We start from the raw sequence: 26,199 nt of genomic DNA on the forward strand, positions 1-26,199 counted from the left end.
GCGGCGGCGGACGACACTCACCCCCGTAAGCGTCGCCCGCTCTCGCCGCCGGTCTTTAGGTGGCGCCGTCCCCAACGGCGTGTAGTTGCCACCATCCCCCAACGCCGATCCCGGTGCGTGGCCCCGACGACGGACCAGAGTTCCCCCGAACTTCACCAGGTGAGGCGCGTGTAGATCACGTTACGGCGGAGCGCTTTCTACGCACAAGGTGATTAACCTGTCTCGCCCGTCACACCGCGTATTTGCCCCTCAGTAGGCATGACCTGCCGATCCGCGGGGAACATGTGGGCAAATGCTCTGAGGTTGGCCAGCGACTCACCGCGCTTGACCCGCCACTCCCACTCCCGCCGGATCGCCGTGCCGAAGCCGATTTCGAGCATGGTGTCGAAGGATTCGTCGGCGTACGTGAGCACCGAGCCGAGCAGCCGGTCGAGTTCGTCTTCGTCGATGCCGCCCAGACCCAACCGACCGGTCAGGTAGATATCGCCAACGCCGTCGATCGAGAAGCCGACACCGTACATACGCGCGTTGCGCTGGAGCAGCCACGCCCACAGCTCCTCGCGCCGCTCGTCCGGCTGCCGCATCACGAACGCCTCGACACGCAGCGCGTGCTCGCCAACGATCAGGTTGCAGACCGTCTTGAGCTTGTGAGTGCCCGGGAGCGTGACCGCGTACGAGAACTCGCCCGTCGCCTCCCAGGGCAGCTCGCGCTCGGCGCAGACCGCCTCGATCAGCGCGGCCACCTCGGCCCGGCTCACGCCAGCGTCCTCAGCGCCTCGGCGTCGTCGCCCGCGAGGGAACCGCCGCCAGAGGAGCCGGCCAGGGACGAGGCGATCCGCTCGCGATGCTCGGTCACCGCCTCACGGTAGACCGCGAGCAGTCCCGACGCCGTACGGGTCCAGGAGAAGTTGCGGGCGTGTCCGACCGCGCCGGCCGCGAGCTCGTCCCGGCGCCCGGGACACGCGAGCAGCTTGCCGAGCACGATCGCCCAGTCGGCCGCCGAGTGGCCGTCGACGAGTACGCCGCTCACTCCGTCGCGCACCGCCGTCACGAGCCCGCCGACCGCGGCCGCCACCACGGGCGTACCGCACGCCTGCGCCTCCAGCGCCACGAGCCCGAACGACTCGTTGTGCGACGGCACCGCCACGAGGTCGGCCGCCCGGTAGAGAGCCGGCAGGTCGTCACCGGTCTGCGGCGGCAGGAAGCGCACCGAGTCGGTGACCCCGAGCGTCTCGGCGAGGTCGATGAGCGCGGTTGGCTGGTCGAGGCCGCTGCCGCTGGGTCCGCCACAGATCACCACGGTCACCTGCCCGGCCAGCTCCGGCTCCCGGTCGCGCAGTGCGGCGAGCGAGCGCAGCAGGACGTCGGGCGCCTTGAGCGGCTGGATGCGGCCGACGAAGGCCACGACGTACCCCCGCTCGGGCAGCCCCAGGCGCTGGCGGGCGGCGGTGCGGCCCCCGGAGGCGGGGCGGAAGCGGTCGAGATCGACGCCCGGCTCGACCACCGTGACGCGCTCGGGGTCGGCCGCGTACCGCATTATGAGATCGCGAGCCTCAACCTGCGTATTGGCCACCAAGCGGTCGGAGACCGCGATCACCTGGTCCTCACCCACGACGCGGGCCAGCGGCTCAGGCCGGTCGCCCTCGGCGAGCCGGGCGTTTTTGACCTTGGCGAGCGTGTGCGCGGTGTGCACCAGCGGCACGCCCCACCGCTCCTTCGCCAGCCAGCCGACCTGCCCGGACAGCCAGTAATGCGAGTGGATCAGGTCGTAGTGGCCCGGTGGATGGGCGGCCTCGGCGCGCAGCACGCCATTGGTGAAGGCGCACATCTGAGCCGGCAGGTCTTCCTTGGCCAGCCCTTCGAACGGCCCGGAGATCACATGCCGCACGGTCACGCCGGGCGACATCTCCACGCGGGCCGGGCGGTCGCTCGAGGTGGCCCGAGTGAAGATCTCGACCTCCACCCCGGCATCGGCGAGGCGGCGGGCCACCTCCACGACGTATACGTTGAGGCCACCGGCGTCGCCGGTGCCCGGCTGGTCCAGCGGGGATGTGTGTACGGACAGGGTGGCGATGCGCCGCGGCGTCGGCCAGTGGGACACGGTGCTCCTTCCACGACGGCGAGTGTTCACGCCCCCGGCATTGCAACCCCCGTGCCCGGACTCATCTTCCCGATGACCAGTTGAGCGCGCATCTAACGCACCGCGGAACGTGATCCAACTCTCTTCCGGCCGAAGCCCGGACCGCCCAGTAAGGAAGAATCGCCTCATGACCTCCATCGCGATCGTGACCGGCGCATCCAGCGGCATTGGTGCCGCCACCGCCCGCCGGCTCGCCGCCGAAGGATTCCACGTCGTGGCCGCCGCCCGCCGCGCCGAACGGCTGGACACCCTGGTCAAAGAGATCACTTCGGCCGGAGGTGAGGCGACGGCGGTGACCTGCGACGTCACCTCCGACGAGTCGGTCACCGGCCTGGCCGCCGCCGTGGGCGAGCTCGGCCGGCCGGTCACGGTGCTGGTCAACAACGCCGGCGGCGCGCGTGGTCTGGACCCGGTCGAGACCGGGTCGATCGCCGACTGGCAGTGGATGTTCGACGTGAACGTGCTCGGCACCGTGCGGGTGACCCAGGCGTTCCTCCCCGCCCTGGACGCGTCGGGCGCGGGCACGGTCGTCGTCCTCAGCTCCACCGCCGGCCTCATCGTGTACGAGGGCGGGGGCGGCTACTCGGCGGCGAAGCACGCGCAGACGGCGGTCGCCGAGACGCTGCGGCTGGAGCTGAGCGGTCGCCCGATCCGGGTGATCGAGATCGACCCGGGCATGGTGCGCACCGAGGAGTTCGGGCTGACCCGCTTCGACGGCGACGCGCAGAAGGCCGAGGCGGCGTACGCGGGCGTCGCCGAGCCGCTGGTCGCCGACGACATCGCCGACTGCATCGCGTGGACCGTGACCCGCCCGCACCACGTCAACGTCGACCGCATCGTCGTGCGCCCGATCGCCCAGGCCGCCCAGCACAAGGTGCACCGGGTGTTCTGATGGCCACGCGGCCGCAGGGGGAGATCACTCGGGGTACGACCAACCCCAACCGCCTGCGGCGCGTGGACAACTGGATCGCGGCCACGCAGGGTCACGTGCTGCGAGACGCGGCCGATCCGCTGGTGATCGACCTCGGCTACGGCGAGAGCCCGGTGACCGCCGTCGAGTTGCGCGAGCGGCTGGCCGGCGCGGTGCGGCCGGACGTACGCGTGGTGGGGCTGGAGATCGACCCCGCCCGCGTGGCGGCCGCCGCGCCGGTGGCCGATCCGCCCAGGTTGACCTTCGCCCGGGGCGGCTTCGAGCTGGCCGGCCTGCGCCCCGCGGTCGTGCGCGCCTTCAATGTGCTGCGCCAGTACGACGAGCCGGCCGTGGAAGGGGCCTGGCGCACCATGAGCAGCGCCCTTGCCCCCGGCGGGGTACTCGTCGAGGGCACCTGCGACGAGGTGGGGCGCCTCGCCTCGTGGGTACTGCTGGACGCGGGCGGACCGCGTACGCTCACGCTCGCCGCCAAGCTGTCCGCTCTGGACACGCCGGCCACGCTCGCGGAGCGCTTGCCCAAGGCCCTCATCCACCGCAATGTGCCCGGCGAGCCGATCCACGCGTTCGTGTCCGCACTGGACGACGCGTGGCGGGACGCGGCGCCGTACGCCACTTTCGGGCCGCGCCAGCGGTGGCTACGCACCGTGTCCGCTGTACGCGCCGCAGGCTGGTCGATCTTGGACGGTCCAGCGCGGTGGCGGCTCGGCGAGGTGACGGTCAGATGGCAGACCGTTGCACCGAGTTACCTAACCTCGGGGTGAGTCGTTGAGGAAACGGCGAATTGCTTTCCTAATCGACAGATCTGGAGTCTTAGGTGCGTACCTCCATTCGGATGGCGGCAGCGGCCGCTCTCGTTACTGTCCCCTTGACCCTGCTAGGGGTCGGCACGATGCTCTCGTCGGCGCAGGCGGCGGCCACGCCGTCGGCGAGTTGCAGCCCGAACGACCGAGGCTACGGCTGCCACACCAAGCCGCCCACGACCAAGCCGACCACCAGGCCGACGACGCGGCCACCGACGACCCCGCCGACCACGAAGCCCACGACCAAGCCGACCACGACGCCGCCGACGACGCCGCCGACCACCAAGCCGACGACGGCGCCGCCGACGACCCCGCCCACCACCAAGCCCACGACGGCGCCGCCGACGACCCCGCCGACGACGCCGCCCACCACCGCGCCGACGACACCGCACACCACGCCGCCGGTCCTGCCGAAGACCGGCGACTCCACGACAGGTGTCGCGGTCACCGGTGCGGTGCTCGTGGGAGCCGGTGCGGCCCTGGGGCTGGGCGCCTTCGCGTTTGCCCGTCGGCGCCGCTTCGAGGCCTGATCGGGCCTGCTAGAACTCGCAGTTGACGAGGACCGGTTCGGGGTGAAGCGTGACCCCGAACCGGTCTTTCACGCCATCGCGGATCTCTCGCGCGAGGTCGAGCAGCTCGGCCGTGGAGCCGCCGCCTCGGTGAGTGAGCGCCAGCGTGTGCTTGGTGGAGATGGCGACCGGGCCCCGGCCGTACCCCTTGGTGAATCCCGCTTTGTCGATGAGCCAGGCGGCGCTGACCTTGACGACGCCGTCGGGGCCCGGCCACGACGGCGGCTCGCCCAGGTCGGCGGCGCGCTCGCGGAGGACCGCGTACGCCTCGGCCTCCAGCACAGGATTGGTGAAGAACGAGCCGACCGAGCGCGTGTCGAGGTCGTCCGGGTCGAGCACCATCCCCTTGCCGGCCCGCAGCTCCAGCACCGCGGCCCGCGCGTCGGCCAGCGGCACTCGGTCGCCGATCCGTACCCCGAGTGCCCGCGCCAGCTCGGCGTAGCGGACCGGCGTGGACTCCGGCGACCGTACGAGCCGGAAGTCGACGGAGAGCACCACCCACCGGTCGCTGTGCTTGAAAACGCTGGTCCGATAGGCGAATCCGCACTCCTCGGGCGTCATCACCAGCCGCTGACCCGTGGTCCGGTCGAGTGCCCGCACGGCACTGATGGTCTCGGCGACCTCCTGGCCGTACGCCCCAACGTTCTGGATCGGCGTGGCGCCGGCCGAGCCGGGGATACCGGAGAGGCACTCGATGCCGGACCATCCGGCCTCCACCGCCTGGGCCACCACCGCGTCCCAGGACTCGCCCGCCTCGACGGTCACGGTCACCAGGTCGCCCTCGGCCTCGCGCACCGCGACGCCGGTCGAGCGGACCAGCACCACCGTGCCGGGGTAGGCGCCGTCGCCGACGACCACGTTGCTGCCACCCGCAAGAATGAACGAATTCGCAGGAGCTTGGGCCAGCTCATCCGCATTTGTTGCGATCAATACTCGCTGCGCCCGGCCTCCGAGAGCCAAAGTGGTGTAGGCAGAGAGGGAATCGGGCACGGACGGGTGGGCGGTGGTGGGCAGTTCGGCGCTAACGTCGGGCACACCATTCACCCTAGGCTGGACCGCACGGGAGCAACCCAAGGGCCGCCCGGCCGCGTCGGGAGGGTGACATGACTAGCAGATTGCACGGGTCGAAGGACTTCTGGATCGCGGGGCTGCGGGCCGAGGGTCCGTCCTTCCTCGACGCGATCACCCAGGCCCCTCCCGACACGCCAGTTCCCTCCTGCCCCGGCTGGGTCGTGACCAACCTCGTTCACCACCTGGGCTCGATCTACCACTGGGTCCGCGGCCACTCCACGAGAGGCATCACGTCTCCGCCTGACCACCGCCGTGCGCCCCTGCTCGACGACCTGCCCACCGGCCCGGCCCTGGTCGAGTGGTGGCAGGACGAGTTCACAGAGCTGCTCGACACGTTCGAGGCGCTCGACCCCGAGCTTCCCGCGTGGAACTGGGCGCCCCAGGCGAAGAAGGCCGGCTTCTGGCCCCGCCGCATGGCGCACGAGACCTCCGTCCACCGGTGGGACGCCCAGATGGCGATCGGCATCGGTGAGCCGGTCGAGGCCAAGCTCGCGGTCGACGGGGTGAGCGAGGTGCTCGACACCTGGCTGCCCGCCGGCCGCCGGCACAATCCCTCCTCCCGCCAGGGCGTGGTGCAGCTCGTGGCGACCGACGCGGCACAGGAGTGGTTCCTGCGCCTGCGTGGCGAGGGGGTCGCCCTCCTCGACACCGGCACGCTCCTGGACTCCGACGAGCACCCAGCGCGGGCGTACGCGGCGGGCACCGCGAGCGATCTGCTCCTGGCGCTCTACGGCCGGGTCGGCTTCGAGGTGTTGGAGGTCACCGGCGACATCACGCTGCTCGACTGCCTGCGCACGGGCTGAGCCGCACGCCCGCCGACTGACGCCGCCCCCGCCCGCCGGGCTCGTTGGCACATAATCGTAAGGACCGTGCCAGGGAGTGGTGAGGGGATGACGGTGGGCCTGCGGTTTCCAGACGGCTTCGTATGGGGTGCGGCCACCGCGGCGTACCAGATCGAGGGCGCGGCCCGAGACGACGGGCGTGGCCCGTCGATCTGGGACACCTTCTCCCGCACGCCGGGCAAGGTCTACGCCGGGCACACCGGCGACGTCGCCTGCGACCACTACCACCGATACCCCGACGACGTGCGCCTCATGTCCGACCTCGGCCTGCGCGCCTACCGGTTCTCCATCTCGTGGCCGCGGCTCCAGCCCGACGGCAGCGGCCCGGTCAACCCGCGCGGGCTCGACTTCTACGACCGGCTGGTCGACGAGCTGATCGGCCGCGGCATCGACCCGATCGTGACGCTCTACCACTGGGATCTGCCGCAGTCGCTGGAAGACCGCGGCGGCTGGACCCACCGCGACACCGCCTCCTGGTTCGCCGAGTACGCGGCGGCCGCGTACACCAGGCTCGGTGACCGGGTCGCCACGTGGACCACGCTCAACGAGCCCTGGTGCTCGGCCTACCTCGGCTACGCCTCGGGCGTGCACGCGCCCGGCCGGCAGGATCCGGCGGCCGCGTTCGCCGCGGTGCACCACCTGCTGCTCGGGCACGGGCTGGCCGCGCGGGCACTGCGCGCCGCCGGCGCCGAAAAGGTGGGCATCACGCTCAACCCGGTGGCGGTGCTCCCGGCCGACCCGGAGAGCGAGGCCGACGCCGAGGCGGTGCGGGTCGTCGACGGGCTGGCCAACCGCATCTTCTTCGACCCGATCCTGGCCGGTGGCTACCCCGCCGACGTGCTGGAGCACATGCGCCGCTTCAGCGACCTGGCGTTCCTGCAAGACGGCGACGAGAAGGTCATCGCGGCCGCGATCGACCTGCTCGGCATCAACTACTACTCGCCCACCTACGTCGCGGGCCGTCCGGGCGCGCCCGGTGGCGGCGCCGCCCACCCCGGCACCGAGGGCATCCTCTTCCTCCCGCCCGCCGGCCCGCTCACCGACATGGGCTGGCAGATCGAGCCGGCCGGCCTCACCGCGCTGCTCGAGCGGATCGGCCGCGACTACCCCACCACTCCGCTGTACATCACCGAAAACGGCGCCGCCTTCGACGACAAGCCGGGGGCGGACGGGCAGGTCGCCGACGCCGACCGGATCGCCTACCTCGACGGCCACCTGCGCGCCGTGCTCACCGCGATCGAGCGCGGCGTCGACGTGCGTGGCTACCTGGTGTGGTCGCTGATGGACAACTTCGAGTGGGCCGAGGGCTACCGCAAGCGGTTCGGCATCATCCACGTCGACTACCAGACCCAGCGGCGCACGCCCAAGGACAGCGCGCTCTGGTATCGAGACGTCATCACACGCAACGGGCTGCCGTCATGACCAGCGCGCGGGAACGCCCCACTCTGGAAGCGGTCGCCCGCCGAGCCGGTGTCTCCCGCGCCACGGTGTCCCGTGTGGTCAACGGCTCCACGACGGTGGCCGAGCCGATCCAGGAGGCCGTACGCCAGGCGGTGCGCGAGCTTGGCTATGTGCCCAACCTCGCCGCCCGCAGCCTGGTCACCCAACGCACCGACTCGATCGCGCTGATCCTGCCCGAGTCGGCTACCCGGGTCTTCTCCGACGACCAGTTCTTCCCGAGCATCGTGCGGGGCGTCAGCCAGGAGCTGGAGGCCGCCGACAAGCAGCTCGTACTCATCATGGCCGGCTCGGCGGCCAGCTACGACCGGGTCGAGCGCTACACGACCGGCCGGCACGTCGACGGGGTCATGTTCGCCTCGATCCACGGCGTCGACCCGCTCCCCGGCACGCTCGCCCGCATCGGCATCCCGGTCGTGTGCAGCGGCCGCCCGATGGGCCGGGGCACGCCCCCGGTGCCGTACGTCGACGTCGACTCGGTCGGTGGCGCGGCGAAGGCGGTCCGCCACCTGCTCGACGGGGGGCGGCAGCGGATCGCCACCATCGCCGGGCCGCAGGACATGGTCGCCGGCGTCGACCGGCTGGCCGGCTACCGCGACGAGCTGAAGGGGTCGCGCCGCCGCTCGATCGTGGCCAATGGCGACTTCACCCGCGAATCGGGCGCCGTGGCGATGCGACAGCTGCTCGACGACGACCCGTCGCTCGACGCGGTCTTCGTGGCGTCCGACCTGATGGCGCACGGCGCGCTGCGTACGCTCCGCGAGGCCGGCCGCCGCGTCCCCGACGACGTGGCGGTGGTCGGCTTCGACGACGTGGAGATCGCCCGATACACCGACCCGCCGCTCACCACCGTCCGGCAGCCGATCATCGACATCGGACGCGAGATGGTCCGGCAGCTCCTACGGATCGCCCGGGGCGAAGAGGTCGAGGAGGCACTGATCCTCCCCACCGAGCTGGTGATCCGCGAGACCGCCTGAGCCGGTCACCGCTGGCGGGGCCACATCACAAGATATTGAGCTACCGCGATGTCCGTCGCGGTGCGGGCCGCGACGGACATCGCGGTAGCTCGAATCTGCCTCTAGGTGTCCAGGGAGGGCTGCGGACCGGCGATCGGAGGCGGGGCGACGGCGGCGGCTGGTGTGTCGATCGGCAGGCCCAGCACCTTGCGGGCGAGCAGCGTGCCGCCGGCCACCGCGGCCGGCATGACCAGCACCGCGCCGAGTGGGATGAGGAAGCAGCAGAAGACGCTCACCCCGAAGCCGAGCGCGAGCGGGCGGTGCCCGGCGAGCACGCGACGCCGGTCGGGCAGGCGCAGCCCGCGCCGGAAGAACGGCACGCCGACCAGCTCCAGCGCGAGGAACCAGCCGCCGACCAGCGCGGCGATCACCGGGATCACGGTCTGGCCGACCAACGGCAGCAGGCCGAGGAAGAAGAGCGGGATGCCGATCGCCAGCGAGAGGGCGATCAGCCGCAGCGAGTCCCACAGGCTCCGGCGCAGCGACAGCCACCACGGCACCTCGACCTCGCCAGGCACGCCACCGAAACGCTCCTCGATCTTCTCGGAGATCTTCTCGTAGAACGGGTCGCCGATGAGGAGCGTGACCGCCGTGAAGGTGAGTATGCCGACCAGGCCGCCGAGGCCGAGGATGGCGATCGCGGCGAAGACCCGCACCACGTCGCGCAGCCCCTCCGACCAGTCGTCGGCGAACCAGGTGGCCAGCTCGGCCAGGTCGGAGACGAAGTAGACCAGCGTCACGAAGGCCGCGACGAACAGCAGCCCGGACATGAGCGCGGGGATGATGCCGAGGAGGACCAGGCGGGGACTGCGCACGTACATCCCGAGGCCCCGGCCGAGCAGCCCGACGCCCGCGAAGAACTCACCAACCACGCCGGGAGCGTAGAACACCAGAGCACGAACCGCCCGGCGTCAGCGCGGTGACGGGCTCAGCGACGGGGTCCCGGTAGGCGGTGGCGGCTCGGAGGGCGACGGCGTGGGTTCGGGCGTGGCCTCGGGAGCGGTGGTCGGCGAGGGCGAGACGCTCGGCAGGGGCGTGTCGGTGGCGGTCGGTGTCGGAGTGGCCGGCGCCGGCGGTGAGGCGGACGCCGATGCGCTGGCGCCGACCGGAATCGAGACGGGCCTGCGCGCCGGCCAGCCGCGGGCCGGCCCGGTGGCGTCGGGCGGGGCCGTGCCAAGGCTGCCAGCGCCCTCGGGCCGCGTTGCCGGCGGCGGCGTCTCCGCGGCGAGGTGCCACCCCGCCCCCACGGCAACCGGCAGCCCTAGCACGACGATTGCCGCAAAAACCACCTTCGGCGTTTTGTCCACATCTTTTCACCGCGCAAGCGGCAAAAAGGTTGCGGGTCGGCGCGGAAATGTGGAGTGCTTACGCCATCAGGCGGATCCTCACGTGCGGCCGTGGTGCGTGACGCCCATGATCGCGGTCCTAACCGTTCAGGAACGTGGATATCCGATCGCGCAGGTCGGCCCGCTCGGTCCAGAGGATGCCGGGCCGGTCGTAGACGTGCAGCTCCGCGCCGGGCAGCGCGGCGGCCAGCCGCTCGGCGACCGAGGCGGGGTGGAGGTCGTCGCCGGCGCTGCCGATCACGAGTGCCTTCGCGGTGACGGCGGAGAGGTCGGCGCGGTCGGCCACCGCGGCCTGCTCGGCGAGGCCGGCCAGCTCGGACGCGAGGCCGTCGCGCATCAGCTGGTCGATGCGCTGCCGCAGGTAGGCCCAGCCGGCGGGGGTGTTGCGCACCGCAGGCGGGGTCTCGGCCGAGACCGCGTCCGCCACGGCGGACACCTCGCCCGACCGCACGGCTTCGACCAGCGCCGTCAGGCGGTCACGCGCCACAGTGGTCCGTGGCTCGTCGAGTACGGCCGGGAGGAAGAACACCACCCGCTCGAAGCGCTCAGGGCTCTCGGTGAGCAGGTGGGCCAGCGCGCCGGCGCCGAGGCTCGCCCCCACCGCGCGGGTCGCGCTGGAGAGGTCTGCCATCGCCCGGAGGTCACGGGCCAGGTCGGAATACGTCACCGGGCCGCCCGGCGGATCCGACCGCCCGTGCCCCCGGAACTGGAAGAAGACCTTGCGCCCGTTGACCGCGCTGCCGAGCGGGCGGGTAGCCCCGATGCCGGTGGCGAAGCCGTGCGCGAAGACGGTCACCGGGTCGCCGGCGCCGGTCGTGAGCCGCTCCAGCCGCATGCCGTGCGGGGTGGTCACCAGCTCGGTCGCCGGCTCGGGCAGCGCCGGCCGGCCGGTCCTGGGCGCGGATGGCCCCGGTCCGTACGTCCGCGGGCCGCCGTCGGGCGGCGGAGGCCAGCGGAAGTCTCTCACCAGAAGCCCTTGCCGTCCGTCAGGTCACGCAGGCCGACTCGCACGTCGAGCAGGTAGACGGAGGCGGCCGCGATGCCGATCAGGCCGAAGATGTTGACCGCGCTGAAGAAGAAGAGCGTCAGCAGGAGGGCCACGCCGAGGATGGCCAACCAGGCACCCTTGGGAATCGTGCCGATCGCCGGGAACGCGTCGGATCGCTGGGTCAGGCAGTGCACGAGTGCCACGCCCTCGATCACGAGGGCGAAGATGAGCAGCGCCATGTCAATGACGTATCGGACGTCGAGGTAGAACAGCGGCGCGGTGATTGCCATGGGAGAAAGCTTAGCCGCGGGCGCCGGCCAGGCCATGCCCTGCCGGCGCCCGCTTACTGGCGGAACAGCTACTCGGCCTCGGGGCGCGTACGCTTCGCGGCCTTGGCGGGCTTGGCGACCTTCTCGGCCTCCGACCCACTGGCCGGGGCGGCGGTCACCTCGGCCGGCGGCTCGGTGGCCTCGATGTCAGAGTTGACTGCGTCGGCGGTGCGCACCACACCGGTGCCGACGACACGCTCGCCGTGCGCCACGAGCTGGCCGTAGAACGCGATGGCCCGCTCCTGGGCGGCGTGGGCACCGGCCACGACGGCGGCGGCGTTGCGGCGGGCGACCGCGCGGAGGCGCTCGGCGTCGAAGTCGGTGTTGGAGGCGCGGTCGCGCAGGCTGGTCGCGGTGGTGTTGGCGGCCCGCAGCGTGGCCGCGGCCTTGGCGCGGATGTCGACGGTGCCGGCGGCGGCCTTGCCGCTCAGCTCGTTGACCACGGCCGGCAGCTTGCGCAGCTGCTGGTAGGCGAGGTCGCCAGCGCCGGCCGCCGCGTAGAGCGGGGCGGGAATGCGGGTCGGCTTGCTCTGCTCGGTCATTGGTTCTCCTCCTCGGCCGCGGGTGCGACCGTCTTCTTGACCGTCTTCTTCACGGTCTTCGTCGCGGGCTTGGGGGTGGTGGTCTGCGAATCGTCGGCCTCCGTGACCGGAGCGGCCGCCTCCTCAGCCGGCGCCGCCGGAGCGTCGGCTTCCTGCTGGCGGATGTTTTCCCGGCGGAAGGTCTCGTAGATCTGGCTGAGCGACTGCTTTTGCGAGAGCGTCAGGTCAGGGTCGGCCGCGATCGCGCCGAGCACGCCCTGCCCCTCCTTGGCGTCGAGGGCGTCGAGCAGCCCGGCGCGTAGGTACATCACCGGGGTGGAGACGCGCAGTGCGCTTGCCAACTGCTGGAGCACCTCCGCACTCGGCTTGCGCAGGCCGCGCTCGACCTGGCTCAGGTACGGATTGCTGACCCCGGCCTGGTCGGCGAGCTGCCGCAGCGAGATCTTGGCGTTGCGCCGCAGGTCGCGGATGAAGCCGCCGATGTCGCGGGGCAGATCTTTCGGGGTGGGCATGCAACCGACCGTACGCCGGCCGCGCTTGCTCCTGCAAGCAAACCGCTAACTGTGGGCTAACTCTCACGCTCTGCCTGGGCAGCCCGCGATGCGGTGTGGACGGCACCGGCGTCGGGGGCGCCGATCGCGGCCGGGGCGACGAGCGGGGCCAGCGGGCCGCCGCCGCGCGCGCCTCGTCCGCCGCGCCAGCCTCGTCCGCGACCTGCCGAGACGCTGGCTACCAGATGGGGCGTACCTCTCCGACCGGCTCGCCGCCGCCCAGGATCGGCACCTCGGCGAGGTCGGCGACGTCCACACCGAGCCGGCGCAGTGCGGAGACCAGCACCGGCATCCGCGCGCGCATCGAGCCGTCTTCGATCTTCAGGGCGACCGCGCCGGCGCCCGGGACGGCCACGGCCATCACGCCCTCGGCTCCGCCCTTCGACAGCAGCCCCGGGACGGCGCGCATGATCCGCGTGTCCTCCGCGCCTGTGCCGGCGACCACCTCGGGATGTGCCCGCATGGCGTCGGCGACCGTACGCTCCACCGACCCGGGCGCCGCCGACACCAGCCGCAGGTAGGCCGAGGCGAGCCCGGTGAGTGAGGCGGCGAGCACCGGGGCGCCACAGCCGTCGACGCCCACCGCCACCGCCGGTTCGCCGGTGAACTCCTCGACCGTCGCCCGCAGCCGTACTTGGAGGGGATGCTCGGGCAGCCAGTACTCCTCCAGCGACCACCCCGACGCGAGGCAGGTGAGCAGCATGCCGGTGTGCTTGCCGGAGCAGTTCATCTGGACGCGGGAGCGGCCCCCACCGGCGCGAATCACCGCCTCGGCGGTCGGCTGGTGCAGCGGCAGGTCGGGCGGGCAGCGCAGGGCGCCCTCGTCGAGTCCGACACTGCGCAGCAGGGTACGTACTCGGGCCACGTGCTGGTCTTCGCCGTAGTGGCTGGCGCACACCAGCGCGAGGTCGGCCGGGTCGACCAGCCGCAGACCGGAGCGGAGCATGCCGATCGCCTGAAAGGGCTTGTTGGAGGAGCGCGGGAAAATCGGGGACCGCACGTCACCGGCCCGGTCGAGCACCACACCACTGGCGTCGAGCACCACCACCGAGCCGCGGTGCAGCCCCTCCACGAACTCGGATCGGACGACCTCGGCGAGCGGTACGCCCCCGGTCACACGGGCTCCCCGAGAAGGTGCTTCATGCGGATGCGCCCGGCACGGGCACGCCGAGCAGGGCACGCGCCTGCGCGGTGGTCAGTGGCGGGCGCTGGGCGAGCTGGGCGAAGCCGACCGCGCGGGCGACGAGCTGCATGTTGGACTCGACCGGGCGGCCCTTGGCGTAGGTGACCGTGTCTTCCATCCCCACTCGCAGGTGCCCACCTGCGGAGAGCGACGCGAGCATGACCGGGATCGTCGAGCGCCCGATGCCGGTGGCCGAGAAGGTGGTGCCCTCGGGCAGGTCGCGCATCGCCTGCCGGCACGCCACCAGCGCCTCGGTCGTGCCGGGCATCCCGCCCGGCACGCCCATCACCAGGTCGACGTGCACGTGCCCACCGGCTGGCAGCCCGTGCTTGTCGAGCAGCCGCTGAAGCGCGGTGAGATGGCCGAGGTCGAAGATTTCGTACTCGGGGACGATGCCCCGGTCACGCATGCGCTGGTGCAGCTCGACCACGAACTCCCAGCGGTTCATGAAGACGTCGTCGCCGAAGTTGACCGTGCCCATCGTGCAGGAGGCCATGTCGGGCGCGGCGTCGAGCACCGCGAGCCGGTCGGACTCCGGATCGGTCACCGCACCGCCCGAGGAGAGCTGGACGATCAGGTCGGTGGTCGCGCGCAGGGCCGCCACCGTCTCCCGCAGCCGCCCCAGGTCGAGCGTGGGGCGGGCAGCACTGTCCCGGATGTGCACGTGCACCACGCTGGCGCCCAGCGCCTCGCACTCCTTCGCCGTGCTGACCAGCTCGTCCAGGGTCACCGGCAGCGCTGGCACATCCGCCTTCGACGACTCCGCGCCGGTGGGCGCAACCGTGATCAACGTACCCGTCATGCGCTCAGACTAGGTCTATCGCGGCAGCCGATTCACCGATCCGGAGGACCGCGTCGTCTGGCACGTTTCGCTTCAACACGGCGAGGGCGATCGTGCCGAGCTCGTAGTGGCGCAGCGCGGTGCCGACGAACCCCACCGCGCGCCCCTCCTCGGTGGTCACCGCCGTGCCCGGCGCCGGCGGCTGGTCGGTCGTCACCCCATCCAGATGCAGGAGTACGAGCCGGCGCGGCGGCCGCCCGAGGTTGTGCACGCGGGCGACCGTCTCCTGCCCCCGGTAGCAGCCCTTGTCGAGGTGGACCGCGGGCGCGAGCAGGTCGATCTCCGCCGGGATCGTGCGGTGGTCGGTCTCGAGACCATGCCGGGGTACGCGGGCGGCGACGCGCATCGCCTCGTACGCCCACAGGCCGGCCAGCGGCACGCCGAGGCGCTCGACCACCTCGCCGACGGACTCGCGCGGCACGAGCAGGTCGATCCCCAACCGCCCACAGCGGGCCAGCCCACCCTCCGGCAGGACCCGTACGTCGTACACAGTGGTGGGGGTCGCCGGGATGGAGCCGGCGGCGAACTTCGGACCCGGCACGGCGCGGACCTCGGGCTCCTTGAGGTCGGGGACGACCTCGGCGGCGCGCGGCCCGACGAGCGTCAGCACGGCCATCTCGGCGGTGGCGTCGCGCGGCTCGACCCGGGTCAGGAAGCGCATCTTCTCCAGGAACGTGAGCAGCTCGCCCGCCGCGCCCGGCTCGGTGTCCAGCCAGGTGGTGGTGCCGTCTTCGGCGACCTGGGCGTGGTGCTCGACATGGCCGTGCGGGGAGAGCACCAGCAGCTCGGTGCCCTGGCCGGCGCGGAGGTCGGAGAGGTGCTGCGTGGTGATGCTGTGCAGCCAGGTGGCCCGCTCGGGTCCGGGCACCGCGAGTACGCCCCGGTGTGAGCGGTCGACAAGGCCCACCTCGGTGGCGAGCGTGCGCTGCTCGCGCATCGGGTCGCCGTAGTGGGCCGCCACGCCGGCGTCGCGCGACTCCGGCTCGATCGCCTCGACGGCCACCGCTCCAGCAGTGTCGATCATTTCGCTCCCCCACAATCCCCGCAGGTGCCGAACAGCGCCACGTGACCGATGTCGAGCTGGAACCCGCGCTCCTCGGCCAGCCCATTGGCCAGGGGGGCGAGCACCGCCGGCTCGATCTCACTCACCGCACCGCAGTCTCGGCACACCAGGTGGGCATGCTGGTCTTCGCCCACCGGGTGGTACGTCGGTGACCCGTGCGACAGGTGCGTATGGGTAACCAGCCCGAGGTCCTCGAGTAGTTCCAAGGTGCGGTAGATCGTGGTGATGTTCACGCCCGCGGCCACCTCGCGGACCGCGTGGTGAAGCTGCTCGGGCGTGGCGTGGCCAAGCTCGTGCACAGCCTCCAAGACCAGTTGCCGCTGGGCGGTCAGCCGCAGTCCACGGGCCCGCAGGATCTCCGGGAGGGACGTTTCCGACACCGCCCGATAATAGTGCGGTGGAGGCCACTATCGTCGCCGTGCTCGGCCTGGGAGTGGTGCCGCCGGGCACTCCGGTCATGCGGGCCGACGATCCGGGGGTACTCGGTGACGGGCTCTTTGAGACGATGCTCGTCCGAAACGGGCGCCCCCGGCTGCTGGACGAGCACCTCGCCCGCCTCGCCGCCTCCGCCCCCGAACTCGGGCTGGCCGTGCCCACCGGCCTCGCCGACCTCGTACTCACGGCGTGCGCCGAGTGGCCGGCCGATCTGGAGGGCGCCCTGCGGCTCGTGTGCACGCCGATGACCGCGTTCTGCTCGATCGCCCCGGTGCCGCCGCGCGTGTCGTCGCTCCGGGTACGCACGCTGCCCGCCCACTCCGGCCTGCCGGTCAAGTCGCTCTCGTACGGCCCGAGCCTCGCCGCCCGCCGCTGGGCCGCCGCGAGCGGAGTGGACGACGCGCTGTGGGTCTCGCCCGAGGGGTACGCGCTGGAGGGTCCGACCGCCAGCCTGGTGTGGCTGGCCGGAGACACGCTCTGCGCGGTGCCGCCGTCGGCCGGCGTACTGCCCGGGATCACCGCCGCGTGGCTGCTGGGCCAGGCGCCCACGCTCGGCTGGCAGGCGGCGCACCGGATGATCCGCCCCGCCGACCTGCACGCGGTGGGGGGCGTGTGGCTGGCCTCGTCGGTGCGCGGGATAGCCGAGGTCCGCGTGCTGGACGGCGCCGAACTCCCGCCTTCGCCACACACCGAGCGCCTGTGCGACCTCTTCAGCCGCTAGCTGGCTTCGATCTCCGCCAGCGTGACGGTCCGCGCCACGGTGTAGGCGCTCCCGGCCAGCCGGTGCTGCTTGACGATCGCGTCGGCCGGGGCATCCGGATGCTCCTCCACGAGCCAGAATTCCGGGATGCCGGCGGCGGCGTACTTCAGTGGCTTGCTCACCCGGTCTCGGCTTACCGACTCCGGCGAAACGACCTCCACCACGCACCGGACGTCGGCGGCCGGAAACTGCGAGCGCCGCAGGTCGCTGACGGGCTTGTAAAACACCGTCACGTCCGGCGCGGGGACGCTGCGCGGCCCGACCACGACACCGACCTCTCGTTCCGCGAATAGACCCTGTGCTCGAAACCAGTCCTGGATCCGTCTGGCGGTCATGGTGTGCCACATCATCTGGGCGGATGCCATCACGACGAGGTTGCCTTCCTCAAGCTCCATCCGGACGCCCTCGACGACTGGCACAGCGGCGAACTCTTCGGCAGTCAGCGGGAGCGCACCCGGAAGCTCCAACTTCAGCTCCATCGATGCCTCCCTTGGTGCCTATTCAGGCTATGAACGACCGCCCGACTGGTGCTAGCCGCCCACGCGGATGAGGCGGGCGGAGAGGTGTGGCGAGAGGGCGTGGCCGACCGCGGCCATGTCCTGTGCGTAGAGCAGATCACCCTCAACAATGCCGTACAGCCGGTGGTTGGCCGTGACCTCCTTGGCCGTGGCCGTACGCACCACCGCGTCGGTCGCCATCTCCAGCCGCGTGCCGGTGACCCGGCCCAAATAGAGCTCCAGGATGCCGGTCGGATTGGTGATCAGCGCCTCGACCTCGTCGGTCGCCCGGCCGTCTTCCATCACCGGCCGCAGCCAGCCCACCTCGCGCATCGCGGGCCGCACCGGCTGGCTCTGCTCGTCGAGGATCCACGCCCGCGACTCGTAGCTCAGGAACGGCCGCCCGTCGTGGCTGATCCGGATCTCCTGCGCGTAGTCGAAGTCTTCGATGGTCGGGAACCCGCCCCGGCCACGCCCCCGCCACTGTCCGATGTACGGCAGCAGCGCCAGCAGCGAGTGGTGCAGGTCGGGCCCCTTGCGCAGGTCGTGCGTGTCCTCGAAGGGGTACGGGTCGACCGGCGGCGCGTTGAGCCAGGGTGGGGGTCCGAGCGGGTTGTCAGTCACCAGCGTCCTCTTGATATGCGCACGGCCAGATAGACGAGGCCACCGGCGAGCAGGCCAAGGCCCGCGACCAGCAGGCTGACGAACCCGATCTCGGTAACCATGACCGGCCAATCTTATGACCATCGCGGCCTATGCTGGCCGGCATGGCTCGCTCTCTCGTCGTCAAGGTGACCGCTGGGACGGACGCGCCGGAGCGGTGCGCGCAGGCGTTCACGGTGGCCGCGACCGCGGTGGCCGCCGGGGTCGACGTCTCGCTGTGGCTGACCGGCGAGTCGGCGTGGTTCGCACTGCCCGGACGCGCGGCGGAGTTTTCGCTGCCGCACTCGGCGCCGCTGCCCGACCTGCTCGACACGGTGCTCACCGACGGGCGGGTCACGCTCTGCACGCAGTGTGCCGTCCGGCGGGAGATCACCGAGGTCGACGTACTGCCGGGCATCCGGATCGCGGGGGCGGCCGCCTTCGTCGAGGAGGCGATGGCGGAGGGGACGCAGGCGCTCGTGTACTAGCTGGGGCGCTCAAGACCCGCAGGGCGTGGTCACGGCCGTGGTGAGGCTGCCCTCCTCGGCGTCTACCGAGACCATCGCCTCGTCGCTGCGGTAGGCGTACCGGTCGGCGGTGTCGACCAGTGCCGGCCCGGCCTGCGCACCGCCGAAGAGGGGCACGAGCACCTCGCGCAGCGGCTTTTCGGCGGCGGTGCGGGAGCCGGTCGCGACCACCGTGCGGACCGTACCGCCGACCGGGCACGGCGCCTCGGCCAGCGTCACGCCGTCGAGCGTGCCGCCGAGCGCCACCAGCATGCGGTCGGCGATACGGCGGTCTTCGTCGCCTGGTGCCGGCACGTCCAGGCCGAGCGGGGCGGACGGGCGGCAGCCGGTGCCCACGGTGAGGATCAGCACGCCCGGCGCGGTGACGCCACCGCGCACCGAGACGAACTCGCCCGCGTCCGCCCGCAGCGAGTCGTGCTCCTTGCCCGTGCGGACGCGGGCCTCATACGACCGGGGCAGGCGCTCGGCGATGCGGGCGAGCAGGTCCGGCCCGTCGGTCTCGCCGGTGTAGATGGTGACGTCGCGCTCCAGCGTCTCGCCCGAGCGGAACGGAGTGATGCGGCAGCCGCCCGTCACCTCGTACCCAGAAATGCGCAGGACCGCGTCGGAGCCGGCGGCGACGGCCAACTCGCCCACGGCGCGGTCGACGATCGGCCTGGCCTCGCCGACGGTGCGCTGGTCCCGCACGGTTGGGGGGTCGTTGCGCACAGAGAGGTAGGCGAGGAAGCCCAGCAGCAGCGCCCACGCCACGGCGACGACCGTCAGCCAGCGGCGGCGGGTCGGCGGGGCCTGTGGAGGCGCGGCGACGGGACCGGTCACCCGGCCATGGTGCCAGGCGCCGCCCAGCCGGCGGCTGCCGGGCCGAGGCAGCGGCGCTCAGACGGCCGCCAGCCGGTAGCCGACCCCGCGCACCGTCTCGACCGAGGGACCGTCGGGCGCGGCGCGCAGCTTTCGGCGCAGCCGCTTCACCGCCGAGTGGAGGATCGAGGTGTCGCCGAGGTAGGCGCCGCCCCACACGGTGTCGAAAAGCCGCTCGTAGGTCCACACGCCGACCGGTGGGCTGGCGAGCCGGGCCAGCAGCTCACGCTCCAGCCGGGTCAGCGCCAGCGGCTTTTCCCGCCAGGTGACGAGGTGGCCGGCGGTGTCGACGACGAGCTCGCCGAAGCGCACCGGGCCGTTGGACGGCATCACCCCGGGCGCCGAAGCCGCCGCGGGGAAGAGCATCGCGCGCAGCTCGGAGAGGTCGGCGCAGAGCACCACCGCTCCACAGTCGTCGAGCCGCCGCACCACCCTCTCGCGGACCGCGACGTCTGATGACACGCAGACCACGAACGGCACATCTCCGCTGACCACCGCATCCCCTCCCCAGGCGCACAGTGTCGCGTGAAACAACAGCCAACGCCGCACGATTGACGAAGTCAACTGGCTGTCGCCGAAACGTCGCAATCCGCACGATGTCCCGGCCCGGACGACCTTTTTCTGCCCGGCAACTGCCTCGCAATAGCCATTGATCACCGCCTCTTTACGACAACAGCATGAGCACGCTCACCAACCGCGCGGTCGCCTTCGACCCGTCGGCCAACGCCTGGCAGATCCTGCCCAACATGCGATTCCCGCCCGACATGCGATTCCTGCCCAACATGCGATCCAGCCGGTACCGGGGCGCCGGTGCCTGTGGCGCGTACGCCATCGGTGGCTCGCCCACGCCGTTAGTCGACAGCTCCGAGGTGGAGCACCTCGGCGGCCTCGACCTCTGCGACGAGATCGGCAACGTGTCGTGGCTCGCCGCGGACCCAGTGGCGTTCACGCTCGCGCCGGGCGCCTCCCGCACCGTACGCGTGACGCTCACCGCCACGGCCGCCGCCGGGGTCGCCCAGCCCGGCACGTACGCGGCGCGGCTGGGCATCCGCTCGGACACGCCGTATCCAATGCCGCAGGGCAGGTACGACGTGGTGGTCGCCAAGGACGGCTGGCTCCCGGAGAGCCAACGCGTCCGCGTCCAGGCCGGCATCACATTGGGCGTCGACTTCACCCTCGACCCCGCCGAACCCTGCCCACCCCCGCCAGGGGGCGGTGACCTCATAACCGGCGAGGGCGCCCACTCCCCCGAGTGGGCGCCCTGAGCGTGGGACACTTCGATGTGGCTCACGTCCGAGAGAGGGCTCGCGATGAGACTCGACAGTTTGTGGGACACGCTCGAGGTCGAGCTTCTGGAGATCTTCCGGCATTACCGGACGCGGCTGGACACTCTCGACATCGATACGAAGCCGGATGCCACGCTCCTCACCGAGGCCGACATCGCCGTAGAGAAACTGATCGTCACGCGACTCCGCGAGCTTGATCGGAATGCGGTCATCGTCGCCGAAGAGGACGACCGGGCAGCGCGACGACAGGACGTGCTGACGTCACCGGAATCGGTCTGGGTGATCGACCCCATCGACGGCACCGCGGAGTTCGTCCGCCCCGACCGCGTCGAATTCTGCTCGGTCGTCTGTCTCCTGCGGCACCGCACGCCGGTCGCCGCTTTCGTGCTCGCCCCAGAGGTCGGCACCGACCGCCGCCCGATCACCGTCACGGCCGACAGCGCGACCGGGACGGTGCTGGTAAACCGCGCCGCTGCCAAGGCACGCGCCGCCGACCAACCGCGGGCGGCATCCGTGACCCGTAGTGGCGGTGTCCCGCCCCGGCCGTTCGAAGAGCCGATGCTGCGCGCGGGATACGAGCTCAAGACGCGGACCACTTCGCAGACGCTCGACATGGTGCGCACCGCGCTGGACCTCAGCGATGTCACCGGGGGAAAACTGCGACCGTTCCGCCTTTTCCACCGCAGGCAACAGAAAGTGTGGGACGGATTGGCCGGGCTGTGCATCGGTGAGGCCACCGGACTGTTGGCGGTCGATACCAACGGGCACAATCGACTTCCAGTGGACATCGAGACACTCAGCCAGCCCGAGCCCACCTTCGATGCGACCACCATGGGTTCGCCCGAGGAGGTCAAGTGGTTCCTGGGGATCACGTAACTCAGCGGCACCGCGGGGGCAGCGTACTTCTCGACGTGACCTCGCTGATCGGCGCCGAAGAATACATCGTGTCCCAGAACCACCGGTCCCGGCCGCAAGATCCGTTCGCCCGCCAATGCTTCGTCGAAGTCGTACAGTCCCTGATCTTCGTGCCCGAGGTCCACGTCGTACATCCGACGCTGCCGTCGCCGACACCAGACGACTTCGGCGAACGACCGCACCTGCTGCGGGAGCTGATCCAGGCGGACCTCGTGCGTCCCCTCGCTCTCCCCGCCGACCGGTGGGCCAGCGCGACGGCCGCCCAGGCGAAGGCGCTGGACGACCTCACCACAGCGCTGGGCACGACCAGCGTCATCCAGTTCGTCGACCAGGCCATCGTCTGCGACGGCGCCCGGCCCGGACGCGACTCGCTCTCCGCCCGGCTGATCGACTGGTCCCGGTTCCAGCAGGCCACGGTACGAGTGAGCGGGCACCACAACGTCCGTATCGACAGCCACGACGGGATCGAGCCGGACGAGTTCGGCGAGTGGGCGCGTTCGGCGGCCGTCGTCCTGCACCGCGCGCTGGCTCCGGTCGCACCGCCGGGTGAGGGCAAATACCTGATGGCCACGTTGGCCAGGGGCCTGAAGTACCAGGCACGGGCCGACGCTGCCGGGCTCTGTTACCAGCCGCATCCGATGCGGCGCGACTTCCTCCTGACGTTCGACCTCAACCAGCAGGGCGCCGAAGACAGCCTGGTGCTGGAGGTCATCAAGACCATCCGCGGCATCCCGGGATCGATCGCCGAAGCCTCCGGTCAGACCGAGGCACTTCGCGTGCGGCTGTTGGAGTTCGAGTTGCCACTGATCGGCGGAAGACTCTGGTCGGATGGTGAGACCGGGAAGCTGGCCGACCTCGCCTGGATCCACCGGGTCGTCGACCGGATCAAGCAATACCGCGCTGAGGCATCTGATCTGCGCGCAGCGATCGCCACCTGCGTGACCGACGAAGACTACCTGCGCCTCGCCCGCGACATCGAGGGAGTGCGCACCCGGCTGCTGGAGACGCTGGGGTTACGCCGTGCCGAGCCCTCGCCCCTCGAACGCGACCTGGTGGAAGGGGTCGCCTCCGTCGCGCAGACCGCCACCGGACTCCCGATCGTCAGCGGCCTCTACTTCGGCTCCCGGGGCATAGGCCGAGGTGTCGTACGCCGGCTCCGCAGCCGGCCGTTCCAGCAGTTCCTCTACCGGGAGTTCATCCGCGCCTGGCGGCTCACCCGGCCGTGACCGCGCCACGGTCGCAGTGAAGCACCGGCAAGCAGAAGCGGCCCGCACGACTGTGTGCGGGCCGCTTCGGTGTCGGAGGTGCGATCAGGCGACGGTGACGCCGACCTGGTTGATGCCCCGGCTGGCGGTGACGGTGGCGTCGCCGTTGCCGTGGCGGGACAGGGCGCGCAGCGTCCAGGTGCCGGGCGCGGCGAAGAAGCGGAACTGGCCCTCCGGCGAGGTGACCACCTCGGCGGTGAACTCGCCGGTCGAGTCGAGCAGGCGTACGTACGCCCCGGCCACCGCCTCGCCCGAGTCGGCCTGGACGGTGCCCGTGATCACGGTCTCCTTCTCCAGGTCAACGCTGGCCGGGATGGGAGCAGCCTGGTCGGGCGCCGCGCAACCGGCGGCGGTGTTGGCGGAGGTGACGGCAGTCATGGTCACGCCTTCCCCGGCTCGTCGCCGAGCACCACCGGCACGCCGACGAGCGAGCCGTACTCGGTCCACGAACCGTCGTAGTTCTTCACGTCCTGGTGACCGAGCAGCTCCTTGAGCACGAACCAGGTGTGCGAGGAGCGCTCGCCGATGCGGCAGTACGCGATGGTCGACTTGCTCTCGTCGAGCCCGGCGTCGCCGTAGATCTGGCGCAGCTCCTCGTCGGACTTGAACGTGCCGTCTTCGTTGGCGGACTTGCTCCACGGCACGCTGATCGCGGTGGGGATGTGCCCGGCCCGCTGCGCCTGCTCCTGCGGCAGGTGGGCGGGGGCGAGCAGGCGACCGGCGTACTCGTCGGGCGAGCGAACGTCGACCAGGTTCTTCGTGCCGATCGCGGCCACCGCCTCGTCGCGGAAGGCGCGGATCGACAGATCGGGCTCCTGCGCCACGTACTGCGTCGCGGCGCGGCTCACCGGGTCCTTGGTGAGAGTGCGGGCGTCGAGCTCCCACTTCTTGCGGCCGCCGTCGAGCAGCTTGACGTCGCCGTGGCCGTAGAGCTTGAAGTACCAGTACGCGTACGCCGCGAACCAGTTGTTGTTGCCGCCGTAGAGGATGACCGTGTCGTCGTTGCCGATGCCGCGCTCGGAGAGCAGCGCCTCGAACTGCTGCTTGTTGACGAAGTCTCGGCGGACCTGGTCCTGGAGGTCGGTCTTCCAGTCAAGCTTGACGGCGCCCGGGATGTGGCCAGCGTCATACGCGGTCGTGTCTTCGTCGACCTCGACGAAGACGATTCCCGGTGTCTCGAGGTTCTTTTCGGCCCAGTCGGCTGAAACGAGTGCAGTGTCGCGACTCATCGAATGAACTCCTTGTGAGGATTGATTCGAGGTCGGCGCGCGGGCGCTCAAACTCTGCCGTGGCGCGCGACCCATGGATTAGGACGGATCACGGGTACGTGCGACGGCGCCACTGCCGGGCGTAATGGATCAGAGGGTACGCAGAACCGGCCCCGCCGTCAGATGACGGGGCGACACAGGCACGTGGCCACGCGGCACAGGTCGACCGCGCGCCGTTTGGTGAGGAGCGTCCCCATGGGCAGGGAGCTTACCAGCCGTTCTTCAGGTCGTGACAGATCCGACTCACCATCCGGGACGGCCCGGCTACCACTGGTTGAGCGCGACATTGAGGGCCTGCGCGTCCACCGCGAGCCCGTCGGGTCGCGCCTGCACGCCGCGCACGTCCAGCTTGAACGGCAGCTCGGGCAGGGCGACGCTGATCGAGATCTGGCGCGCGTACTGGTTGATGAGCGCCTCCGCGCCGGGCAGTTGGGGCAGTCCCTCGGCGGTCAGGTCGGCGAAGCGGATCCGCACCCGCCCGTTGTCGACGCTCAGGTCGGCGGTGCCGCTGACCGTGACCTGCTGACCCACCACGTCGAGGGGAGCGGTGACGAAGAGCTTGCCGTCGCGCTCGGAGAGGCGCAGACCGGGCTGGTCCATGAGGGCGACCACGCTGGCGTACGCGATCGTGGCGGTGCCGTTGACCGTCTGCGCCACCACGTCGCCCTGGCCGCTGCGGATCGTGTCGAGCGGGGCATTGACGTCGCGCGCGTCGACGTCGAGCCGTGGCACGCGCACGCCGTTGCCCTCGACGTTGCCCTCCAGGTCGCGGAGGCTGATCGTGATCGACTCGTACTTGCCGGAGAGCACCTGGGTCAGGAACGGGAACCCGCCGATGCCCACCTCAGGCGGTGAGGACTTGATCTCCTGGGCGACGAGCTCCTTGCTCACCTCCTCGCTGATGGCGCGCTCGGCCACGCTGGCCGCGACCCGGTCGGCGACGACGAGCAGCCCGCCGAGCAGCACCAGCAGCACGATGAAGAAGATCAGCAGGCGCCGCCCCCAGCGCCGCCGCGGGCGGGCAGGTGCCTCTTCGTAGGTGTACGTCGTCACGGCGCCCGTTATACCCCGCTCTCCTGAATGCGAGTCGTGGCTCAGGTGAGAAACAAGACGCACATGGTGTAAGCCGCCGGTGCGGCGAGCGCGAACCCGCCCAGCGGCCCCTGCATGTGCCGCGCGATCCACATGGTCGGTGGCTCGCCCGCCATCTGCCGCCCCGCCTCGGCGTATCCCACCGCGAGGTCGGCTAGTGCGCCCAGGCTGGCCGCCACCAGGCCGGCGATCGCGGCGCTGGTCGGGGTGAAGCCGACCACGTAGCTGCCGATGACCGCGGCCGTGAGTGTGCCGGCCATCGCGCCGAACACGACGCCCGCGGCGCCGCGGGGCACCTGGGGCGCGAGCCGCGGCCAGGCGAGCACCGCGTCGGTCAGCCGGGCCACGATGAGCGAGACGCCGGTCGCGGCCAGGCAGACGAAGATGGTCTGCGTGCCGAGCGGCTCCCGCCCCAGCACGATCAGCGCCGCGAAGGACACCACGCCGACCACGATGAGCAGGGTCGAGCTGAGCGAGTCTTTGGCCTGGGCCCGGTCGTCGGGGCGGATCAGCTGGCTCAGCACGGCGACCGCGAAGCCGCCGATCGACACGTAGACCAGCGGGAGGATCGTCGCGCTCTGCGGCCAGACCGCAGCCAGGTCGGCGATGAGCGCCACGGCCACGCAGATCCCGGCGACGGCGGGGAGCGCCGGCGGGCGGATCGCCATCGTCCAGGCGAGCACGAAGAGGAGCTGCACCCCGAAGATCACGATCGCGTACGGGATGCGCGCGCTGCCCGGCCCCGCGGTCTGCGCCCCGAAGATCAGCCCAACGGCCAGCAGCGCGGCGAACCCGGCGATGGCGGCCGAAAGGCTCGGCCGGACCGGGACGACCTCGACCTCTTCGAGCTCGTCCTCGTCGTCGACCGCGGCGGTGGCCACGGCCCGAGGGGAAGTCTCGGAGGCGGAGGGAAACACGCCACCGATACTAGACGAGTGATGCGGGGAGTTATCGGCTGGTTCAGTGGTCGAAGGCGATCAGGCT

At 71.3% G+C, this 26,199-nt stretch carries 33 protein-coding genes; 10 read left to right on the top strand and 23 right to left on the bottom strand.

Annotation, left to right across the window (positions count from 1 at the left end):
• Window positions 1–212: 212 nt before the first annotated feature.
• Together ACFFIA_RS11625 and mshA are read right to left on the bottom strand one after the other, a co-directional pair.
• Window positions 213–758, bottom strand: coding sequence for a type III secretion system chaperone family protein (locus ACFFIA_RS11625; RefSeq protein ID WP_377249638.1), 546 nt, complete (start codon window positions 756–758; stop codon window positions 213–215).
• Window positions 755–2,101 (bottom strand): D-inositol-3-phosphate glycosyltransferase, encoded by a 1,347-nt coding sequence (gene mshA, locus ACFFIA_RS11630; RefSeq protein ID WP_377249640.1) that lies wholly within the window; start codon window positions 2,099–2,101, stop codon window positions 755–757. Before mshA ends, ACFFIA_RS11625 begins: the two co-directional genes overlap by 4 nt.
• Window positions 2,102–2,267: 166 nt before the next feature.
• Here mshA and ACFFIA_RS11635 point away from each other — a divergent pair, with 166 nt between their 5' ends.
• Both ACFFIA_RS11635 and ACFFIA_RS11640 read left to right on the top strand, forming a co-directional pair.
• Entirely contained in the window at window positions 2,268–3,032 is a 765-nt protein-coding gene (locus ACFFIA_RS11635) for an SDR family oxidoreductase (RefSeq protein ID WP_377249642.1), read from the top strand.
• Window positions 3,032–3,832 carry a class I SAM-dependent methyltransferase gene (locus ACFFIA_RS11640; protein WP_377249644.1) on the top strand — a complete coding sequence of 267 codons (801 nt, stop codon included), beginning with the start codon at window positions 3,032–3,034 and terminating at the stop codon, window positions 3,830–3,832. Before ACFFIA_RS11635 ends, ACFFIA_RS11640 begins: the two co-directional genes overlap by 1 nt.
• A 190-nt stretch (window positions 3,833–4,022) precedes the next feature.
• Here ACFFIA_RS11640 and ACFFIA_RS11645 read toward each other — a convergent pair whose 3' ends face one another.
• Both ACFFIA_RS11645 and ACFFIA_RS11650 read right to left on the bottom strand, forming a co-directional pair.
• Entirely contained in the window at window positions 4,023–4,319 is a 297-nt protein-coding gene (locus ACFFIA_RS11645) for a hypothetical protein (RefSeq protein ID WP_377249646.1), read from the bottom strand.
• Between the two features lie 91 nt (window positions 4,320–4,410).
• The gene (locus ACFFIA_RS11650) at window positions 4,411–5,475 is read right to left on the bottom strand and encodes a UDP-N-acetylmuramate dehydrogenase (RefSeq protein WP_377249649.1); all 1,065 of its coding nucleotides are present in this window, start codon (window positions 5,473–5,475) and stop codon (window positions 4,411–4,413) included.
• A gap of 68 nt (window positions 5,476–5,543) precedes the next feature.
• On the opposite strand from ACFFIA_RS11650, the gene ACFFIA_RS11655 reads away from it, so the two are divergent.
• The 3 genes from ACFFIA_RS11655 (at window position 5,544) to ACFFIA_RS11665 (ending at window position 8,788) form a co-directional block, all read left to right on the top strand.
• Window positions 5,544–6,314, top strand: coding sequence for a maleylpyruvate isomerase family mycothiol-dependent enzyme (locus ACFFIA_RS11655; RefSeq protein WP_377249651.1), 771 nt, complete (start codon window positions 5,544–5,546; stop codon window positions 6,312–6,314).
• A gap of 87 nt (window positions 6,315–6,401) precedes the next feature.
• Complete coding sequence (locus ACFFIA_RS11660) at window positions 6,402–7,775, top strand: GH1 family beta-glucosidase (RefSeq protein ID WP_377249760.1); 1,374 nt, start codon at window positions 6,402–6,404, stop codon at window positions 7,773–7,775.
• Complete coding sequence (locus ACFFIA_RS11665; protein ID WP_377249653.1) at window positions 7,772–8,788, top strand: LacI family DNA-binding transcriptional regulator; 1,017 nt, start codon at window positions 7,772–7,774, stop codon at window positions 8,786–8,788. Before ACFFIA_RS11660 ends, ACFFIA_RS11665 begins: the two co-directional genes overlap by 4 nt.
• A gap of 101 nt (window positions 8,789–8,889) precedes the next feature.
• Here ACFFIA_RS11665 and ACFFIA_RS11670 read toward each other — a convergent pair whose 3' ends face one another.
• The 9 genes from ACFFIA_RS11670 to ACFFIA_RS11710 form a co-directional block, all read right to left on the bottom strand.
• Window positions 8,890–9,720, bottom strand: coding sequence for an EI24 domain-containing protein (locus ACFFIA_RS11670; protein ID WP_377249762.1), 831 nt, complete (start codon window positions 9,718–9,720; stop codon window positions 8,890–8,892).
• Window positions 9,721–10,252: 532 nt separating this feature from the next.
• Window positions 10,253–11,140 carry an alpha/beta fold hydrolase gene (locus ACFFIA_RS11675; protein WP_377249655.1) on the bottom strand — a complete coding sequence of 296 codons (888 nt, stop codon included), beginning with the start codon at window positions 11,138–11,140 and terminating at the stop codon, window positions 10,253–10,255.
• Window positions 11,137–11,451 carry a DUF2516 family protein gene (locus ACFFIA_RS11680; protein ID WP_377249658.1) on the bottom strand — a complete coding sequence of 105 codons (315 nt, stop codon included), beginning with the start codon at window positions 11,449–11,451 and terminating at the stop codon, window positions 11,137–11,139. Before ACFFIA_RS11680 ends, ACFFIA_RS11675 begins: the two co-directional genes overlap by 4 nt.
• A 68-nt stretch (window positions 11,452–11,519) precedes the next feature.
• The gene (locus ACFFIA_RS11685) at window positions 11,520–12,032 is read right to left on the bottom strand and encodes a hypothetical protein (RefSeq protein WP_377249660.1); all 513 of its coding nucleotides are present in this window, start codon (window positions 12,030–12,032) and stop codon (window positions 11,520–11,522) included.
• Window positions 12,029–12,544, bottom strand: coding sequence for a helix-turn-helix domain-containing protein (locus tag ACFFIA_RS11690; RefSeq protein ID WP_377249662.1), 516 nt, complete (start codon window positions 12,542–12,544; stop codon window positions 12,029–12,031). Before ACFFIA_RS11690 ends, ACFFIA_RS11685 begins: the two co-directional genes overlap by 4 nt.
• Before the next feature lie 217 nt (window positions 12,545–12,761).
• Entirely contained in the window at window positions 12,762–13,763 is a 1,002-nt protein-coding gene (locus ACFFIA_RS11695) for an asparaginase (RefSeq protein ID WP_377249664.1), read from the bottom strand.
• The gene (locus ACFFIA_RS11700; protein WP_377249667.1) at window positions 13,723–14,568 is read right to left on the bottom strand and encodes a beta-keto acid cleavage family enzyme; all 846 of its coding nucleotides are present in this window, start codon (window positions 14,566–14,568) and stop codon (window positions 13,723–13,725) included. Before ACFFIA_RS11700 ends, ACFFIA_RS11695 begins: the two co-directional genes overlap by 41 nt.
• A 4-nt stretch (window positions 14,569–14,572) precedes the next feature.
• Window positions 14,573–15,631 carry a CAF17-like 4Fe-4S cluster assembly/insertion protein YgfZ gene (gene ygfZ, locus ACFFIA_RS11705; protein WP_377249669.1) on the bottom strand — a complete coding sequence of 353 codons (1,059 nt, stop codon included), beginning with the start codon at window positions 15,629–15,631 and terminating at the stop codon, window positions 14,573–14,575.
• Complete coding sequence (locus tag ACFFIA_RS11710) at window positions 15,628–16,050, bottom strand: Fur family transcriptional regulator (RefSeq protein ID WP_377249672.1); 423 nt, start codon at window positions 16,048–16,050, stop codon at window positions 15,628–15,630. Before ACFFIA_RS11710 ends, ygfZ begins: the two co-directional genes overlap by 4 nt.
• A gap of 17 nt (window positions 16,051–16,067) precedes the next feature.
• On the opposite strand from ACFFIA_RS11710, the gene ACFFIA_RS11715 reads away from it, so the two are divergent.
• Window positions 16,068–16,826, top strand: a complete 759-nt coding sequence (locus ACFFIA_RS11715) for an aminotransferase class IV (RefSeq protein ID WP_377249674.1) — start codon at window positions 16,068–16,070, stop codon at window positions 16,824–16,826.
• Here the strand turns inward: ACFFIA_RS11715 and ACFFIA_RS11720 are convergent.
• Genes ACFFIA_RS11720 through mtfM form a run of 3 tightly spaced genes read right to left on the bottom strand, consistent with a single transcriptional unit; the run spans window position 16,823 to window position 18,087 of the window.
• Window positions 16,823–17,344: a Uma2 family endonuclease gene (locus ACFFIA_RS11720; protein ID WP_377249676.1), complete on the bottom strand. Its 522-nt coding sequence runs from the start codon at window positions 17,342–17,344 to the stop codon at window positions 16,823–16,825. The two genes, ACFFIA_RS11715 and ACFFIA_RS11720, sit on opposite strands and share 4 nt — an antisense overlap.
• 51 nt (window positions 17,345–17,395) lie before the next feature.
• Window positions 17,396–17,989 carry a heme-binding beta-barrel domain-containing protein gene (locus tag ACFFIA_RS11725; RefSeq protein WP_377249764.1) on the bottom strand — a complete coding sequence of 198 codons (594 nt, stop codon included), beginning with the start codon at window positions 17,987–17,989 and terminating at the stop codon, window positions 17,396–17,398.
• A complete protein-coding gene (mtfM, locus tag ACFFIA_RS11730) occupies window positions 17,983–18,087 on the bottom strand; it encodes a small membrane protein MtfM (protein ID WP_308714086.1) in 105 nt (34 codons plus the stop codon). The genes ACFFIA_RS11725 and mtfM overlap by 7 nt, the downstream gene beginning before the upstream one ends.
• Window positions 18,088–18,117: 30 nt before the next feature.
• Here mtfM and ACFFIA_RS11735 point away from each other — a divergent pair, with 30 nt between their 5' ends.
• Entirely contained in the window at window positions 18,118–18,492 is a 375-nt protein-coding gene (locus tag ACFFIA_RS11735) for a DsrE family protein (RefSeq protein WP_377249679.1), read from the top strand.
• Window positions 18,493–18,501: 9 nt separating this feature from the next.
• Here the strand turns inward: ACFFIA_RS11735 and ACFFIA_RS11740 are convergent, their stop codons facing one another.
• Entirely contained in the window at window positions 18,502–19,350 is an 849-nt protein-coding gene (locus ACFFIA_RS11740) for a hypothetical protein (RefSeq protein WP_377249681.1), read from the bottom strand.
• 57 nt (window positions 19,351–19,407) lie between these two features.
• A complete protein-coding gene (locus ACFFIA_RS11745; RefSeq protein ID WP_377249684.1) occupies window positions 19,408–19,884 on the bottom strand; it encodes a winged helix-turn-helix domain-containing protein in 477 nt (158 codons plus the stop codon).
• Between the two features lie 182 nt (window positions 19,885–20,066).
• On the opposite strand from ACFFIA_RS11745, the gene ACFFIA_RS11750 reads away from it, so the two are divergent.
• From ACFFIA_RS11750 to ACFFIA_RS11760, 3 genes are read left to right on the top strand one after another with little or no spacing between them, the layout of a single operon-like run.
• A complete protein-coding gene (locus ACFFIA_RS11750) occupies window positions 20,067–20,654 on the top strand; it encodes a carboxypeptidase-like regulatory domain-containing protein (RefSeq protein ID WP_377249686.1) in 588 nt (195 codons plus the stop codon).
• A 45-nt stretch (window positions 20,655–20,699) separates the two neighbouring features.
• A complete protein-coding gene (locus tag ACFFIA_RS11755; RefSeq protein WP_377249688.1) occupies window positions 20,700–21,551 on the top strand; it encodes an inositol monophosphatase family protein in 852 nt (283 codons plus the stop codon).
• Window positions 21,530–22,816: a hypothetical protein gene (locus ACFFIA_RS11760; RefSeq protein WP_377249691.1), complete on the top strand. Its 1,287-nt coding sequence runs from the start codon at window positions 21,530–21,532 to the stop codon at window positions 22,814–22,816. The genes ACFFIA_RS11755 and ACFFIA_RS11760 overlap by 22 nt, the downstream gene beginning before the upstream one ends.
• 84 nt (window positions 22,817–22,900) lie before the next feature.
• Here ACFFIA_RS11760 and ACFFIA_RS11765 read toward each other — a convergent pair whose 3' ends face one another.
• The 5 genes from ACFFIA_RS11765 to ACFFIA_RS11785 form a co-directional block, all read right to left on the bottom strand.
• Window positions 22,901–23,233 (bottom strand): DUF1416 domain-containing protein, encoded by a 333-nt coding sequence (locus ACFFIA_RS11765; protein WP_377249693.1) that lies wholly within the window; start codon window positions 23,231–23,233, stop codon window positions 22,901–22,903.
• A gap of 2 nt (window positions 23,234–23,235) precedes the next feature.
• Complete coding sequence (locus ACFFIA_RS11770) at window positions 23,236–24,084, bottom strand: sulfurtransferase (protein WP_377249696.1); 849 nt, start codon at window positions 24,082–24,084, stop codon at window positions 23,236–23,238.
• Between the two features lie 158 nt (window positions 24,085–24,242).
• Entirely contained in the window at window positions 24,243–24,410 is a 168-nt protein-coding gene (locus ACFFIA_RS11775; RefSeq protein ID WP_377249698.1) for an Ms5788A family Cys-rich leader peptide, read from the bottom strand.
• Complete coding sequence (locus ACFFIA_RS11780) at window positions 24,388–25,176, bottom strand: LmeA family phospholipid-binding protein (protein ID WP_377249700.1); 789 nt, start codon at window positions 25,174–25,176, stop codon at window positions 24,388–24,390. The genes ACFFIA_RS11775 and ACFFIA_RS11780 overlap by 23 nt, the downstream gene beginning before the upstream one ends.
• A gap of 41 nt (window positions 25,177–25,217) precedes the next feature.
• Complete coding sequence (locus ACFFIA_RS11785) at window positions 25,218–26,096, bottom strand: hypothetical protein (protein ID WP_377249702.1); 879 nt, start codon at window positions 26,094–26,096, stop codon at window positions 25,218–25,220.
• Window positions 26,097–26,199 lie beyond the last annotated feature (103 nt).

Source organism: Phytohabitans kaempferiae (genome assembly GCF_042433955.1).
GTDB lineage: Bacteria > Actinomycetota > Actinomycetes > Mycobacteriales > Micromonosporaceae > Phytohabitans > Phytohabitans kaempferiae.

What these genes read in the sequence shown, in the direction of transcription:
- ACFFIA_RS11680 (WP_377249658.1), bottom strand. Translation starts at nt 11,451, where the DNA reads ATGGCAATCACCGCGCCGCTGTTCTACCTCGACGTCCGATACGTCATT.
- mtfM (WP_308714086.1), bottom strand. Translation starts at nt 18,087, where the DNA reads ATGGTTACCGAGATCGGGTTCGTCAGCCTGCTGGTCGCGGGCCTTGGC.
- ACFFIA_RS11750 (WP_377249686.1), top strand. Translation starts at nt 20,067, where the DNA reads ATGAGCACGCTCACCAACCGCGCGGTCGCCTTCGACCCGTCGGCCAAC.
- ACFFIA_RS11690 (WP_377249662.1), bottom strand. Translation starts at nt 12,544, where the DNA reads ATGCCCACCCCGAAAGATCTGCCCCGCGACATCGGCGGCTTCATCCGC.
- ACFFIA_RS11635 (WP_377249642.1), top strand. Translation starts at nt 2,268, where the DNA reads ATGACCTCCATCGCGATCGTGACCGGCGCATCCAGCGGCATTGGTGCC.
- ygfZ (WP_377249669.1), bottom strand. Translation starts at nt 15,631, where the DNA reads ATGATCGACACTGCTGGAGCGGTGGCCGTCGAGGCGATCGAGCCGGAG.
- ACFFIA_RS11775 (WP_377249698.1), bottom strand. Translation starts at nt 24,410, where the DNA reads ATGTCGCGCTCAACCAGTGGTAGCCGGGCCGTCCCGGATGGTGAGTCG.
- ACFFIA_RS11765 (WP_377249693.1), bottom strand. Translation starts at nt 23,233, where the DNA reads ATGACTGCCGTCACCTCCGCCAACACCGCCGCCGGTTGCGCGGCGCCC.
- ACFFIA_RS11720 (WP_377249676.1), bottom strand. Translation starts at nt 17,344, where the DNA reads ATGGAGCTGAAGTTGGAGCTTCCGGGTGCGCTCCCGCTGACTGCCGAA.
- ACFFIA_RS11735 (WP_377249679.1), top strand. Translation starts at nt 18,118, where the DNA reads ATGCTGGCCGGCATGGCTCGCTCTCTCGTCGTCAAGGTGACCGCTGGG.
- ACFFIA_RS11660 (WP_377249760.1), top strand. Translation starts at nt 6,402, where the DNA reads ATGACGGTGGGCCTGCGGTTTCCAGACGGCTTCGTATGGGGTGCGGCC.
- ACFFIA_RS11640 (WP_377249644.1), top strand. Translation starts at nt 3,032, where the DNA reads ATGGCCACGCGGCCGCAGGGGGAGATCACTCGGGGTACGACCAACCCC.
- ACFFIA_RS11770 (WP_377249696.1), bottom strand. Translation starts at nt 24,084, where the DNA reads ATGAGTCGCGACACTGCACTCGTTTCAGCCGACTGGGCCGAAAAGAAC.
- ACFFIA_RS11755 (WP_377249688.1), top strand. Translation starts at nt 20,700, where the DNA reads ATGAGACTCGACAGTTTGTGGGACACGCTCGAGGTCGAGCTTCTGGAG.
- ACFFIA_RS11700 (WP_377249667.1), bottom strand. Translation starts at nt 14,568, where the DNA reads ATGACGGGTACGTTGATCACGGTTGCGCCCACCGGCGCGGAGTCGTCG.
- ACFFIA_RS11685 (WP_377249660.1), bottom strand. Translation starts at nt 12,032, where the DNA reads ATGACCGAGCAGAGCAAGCCGACCCGCATTCCCGCCCCGCTCTACGCG.
- ACFFIA_RS11655 (WP_377249651.1), top strand. Translation starts at nt 5,544, where the DNA reads ATGACTAGCAGATTGCACGGGTCGAAGGACTTCTGGATCGCGGGGCTG.
- ACFFIA_RS11665 (WP_377249653.1), top strand. Translation starts at nt 7,772, where the DNA reads ATGACCAGCGCGCGGGAACGCCCCACTCTGGAAGCGGTCGCCCGCCGA.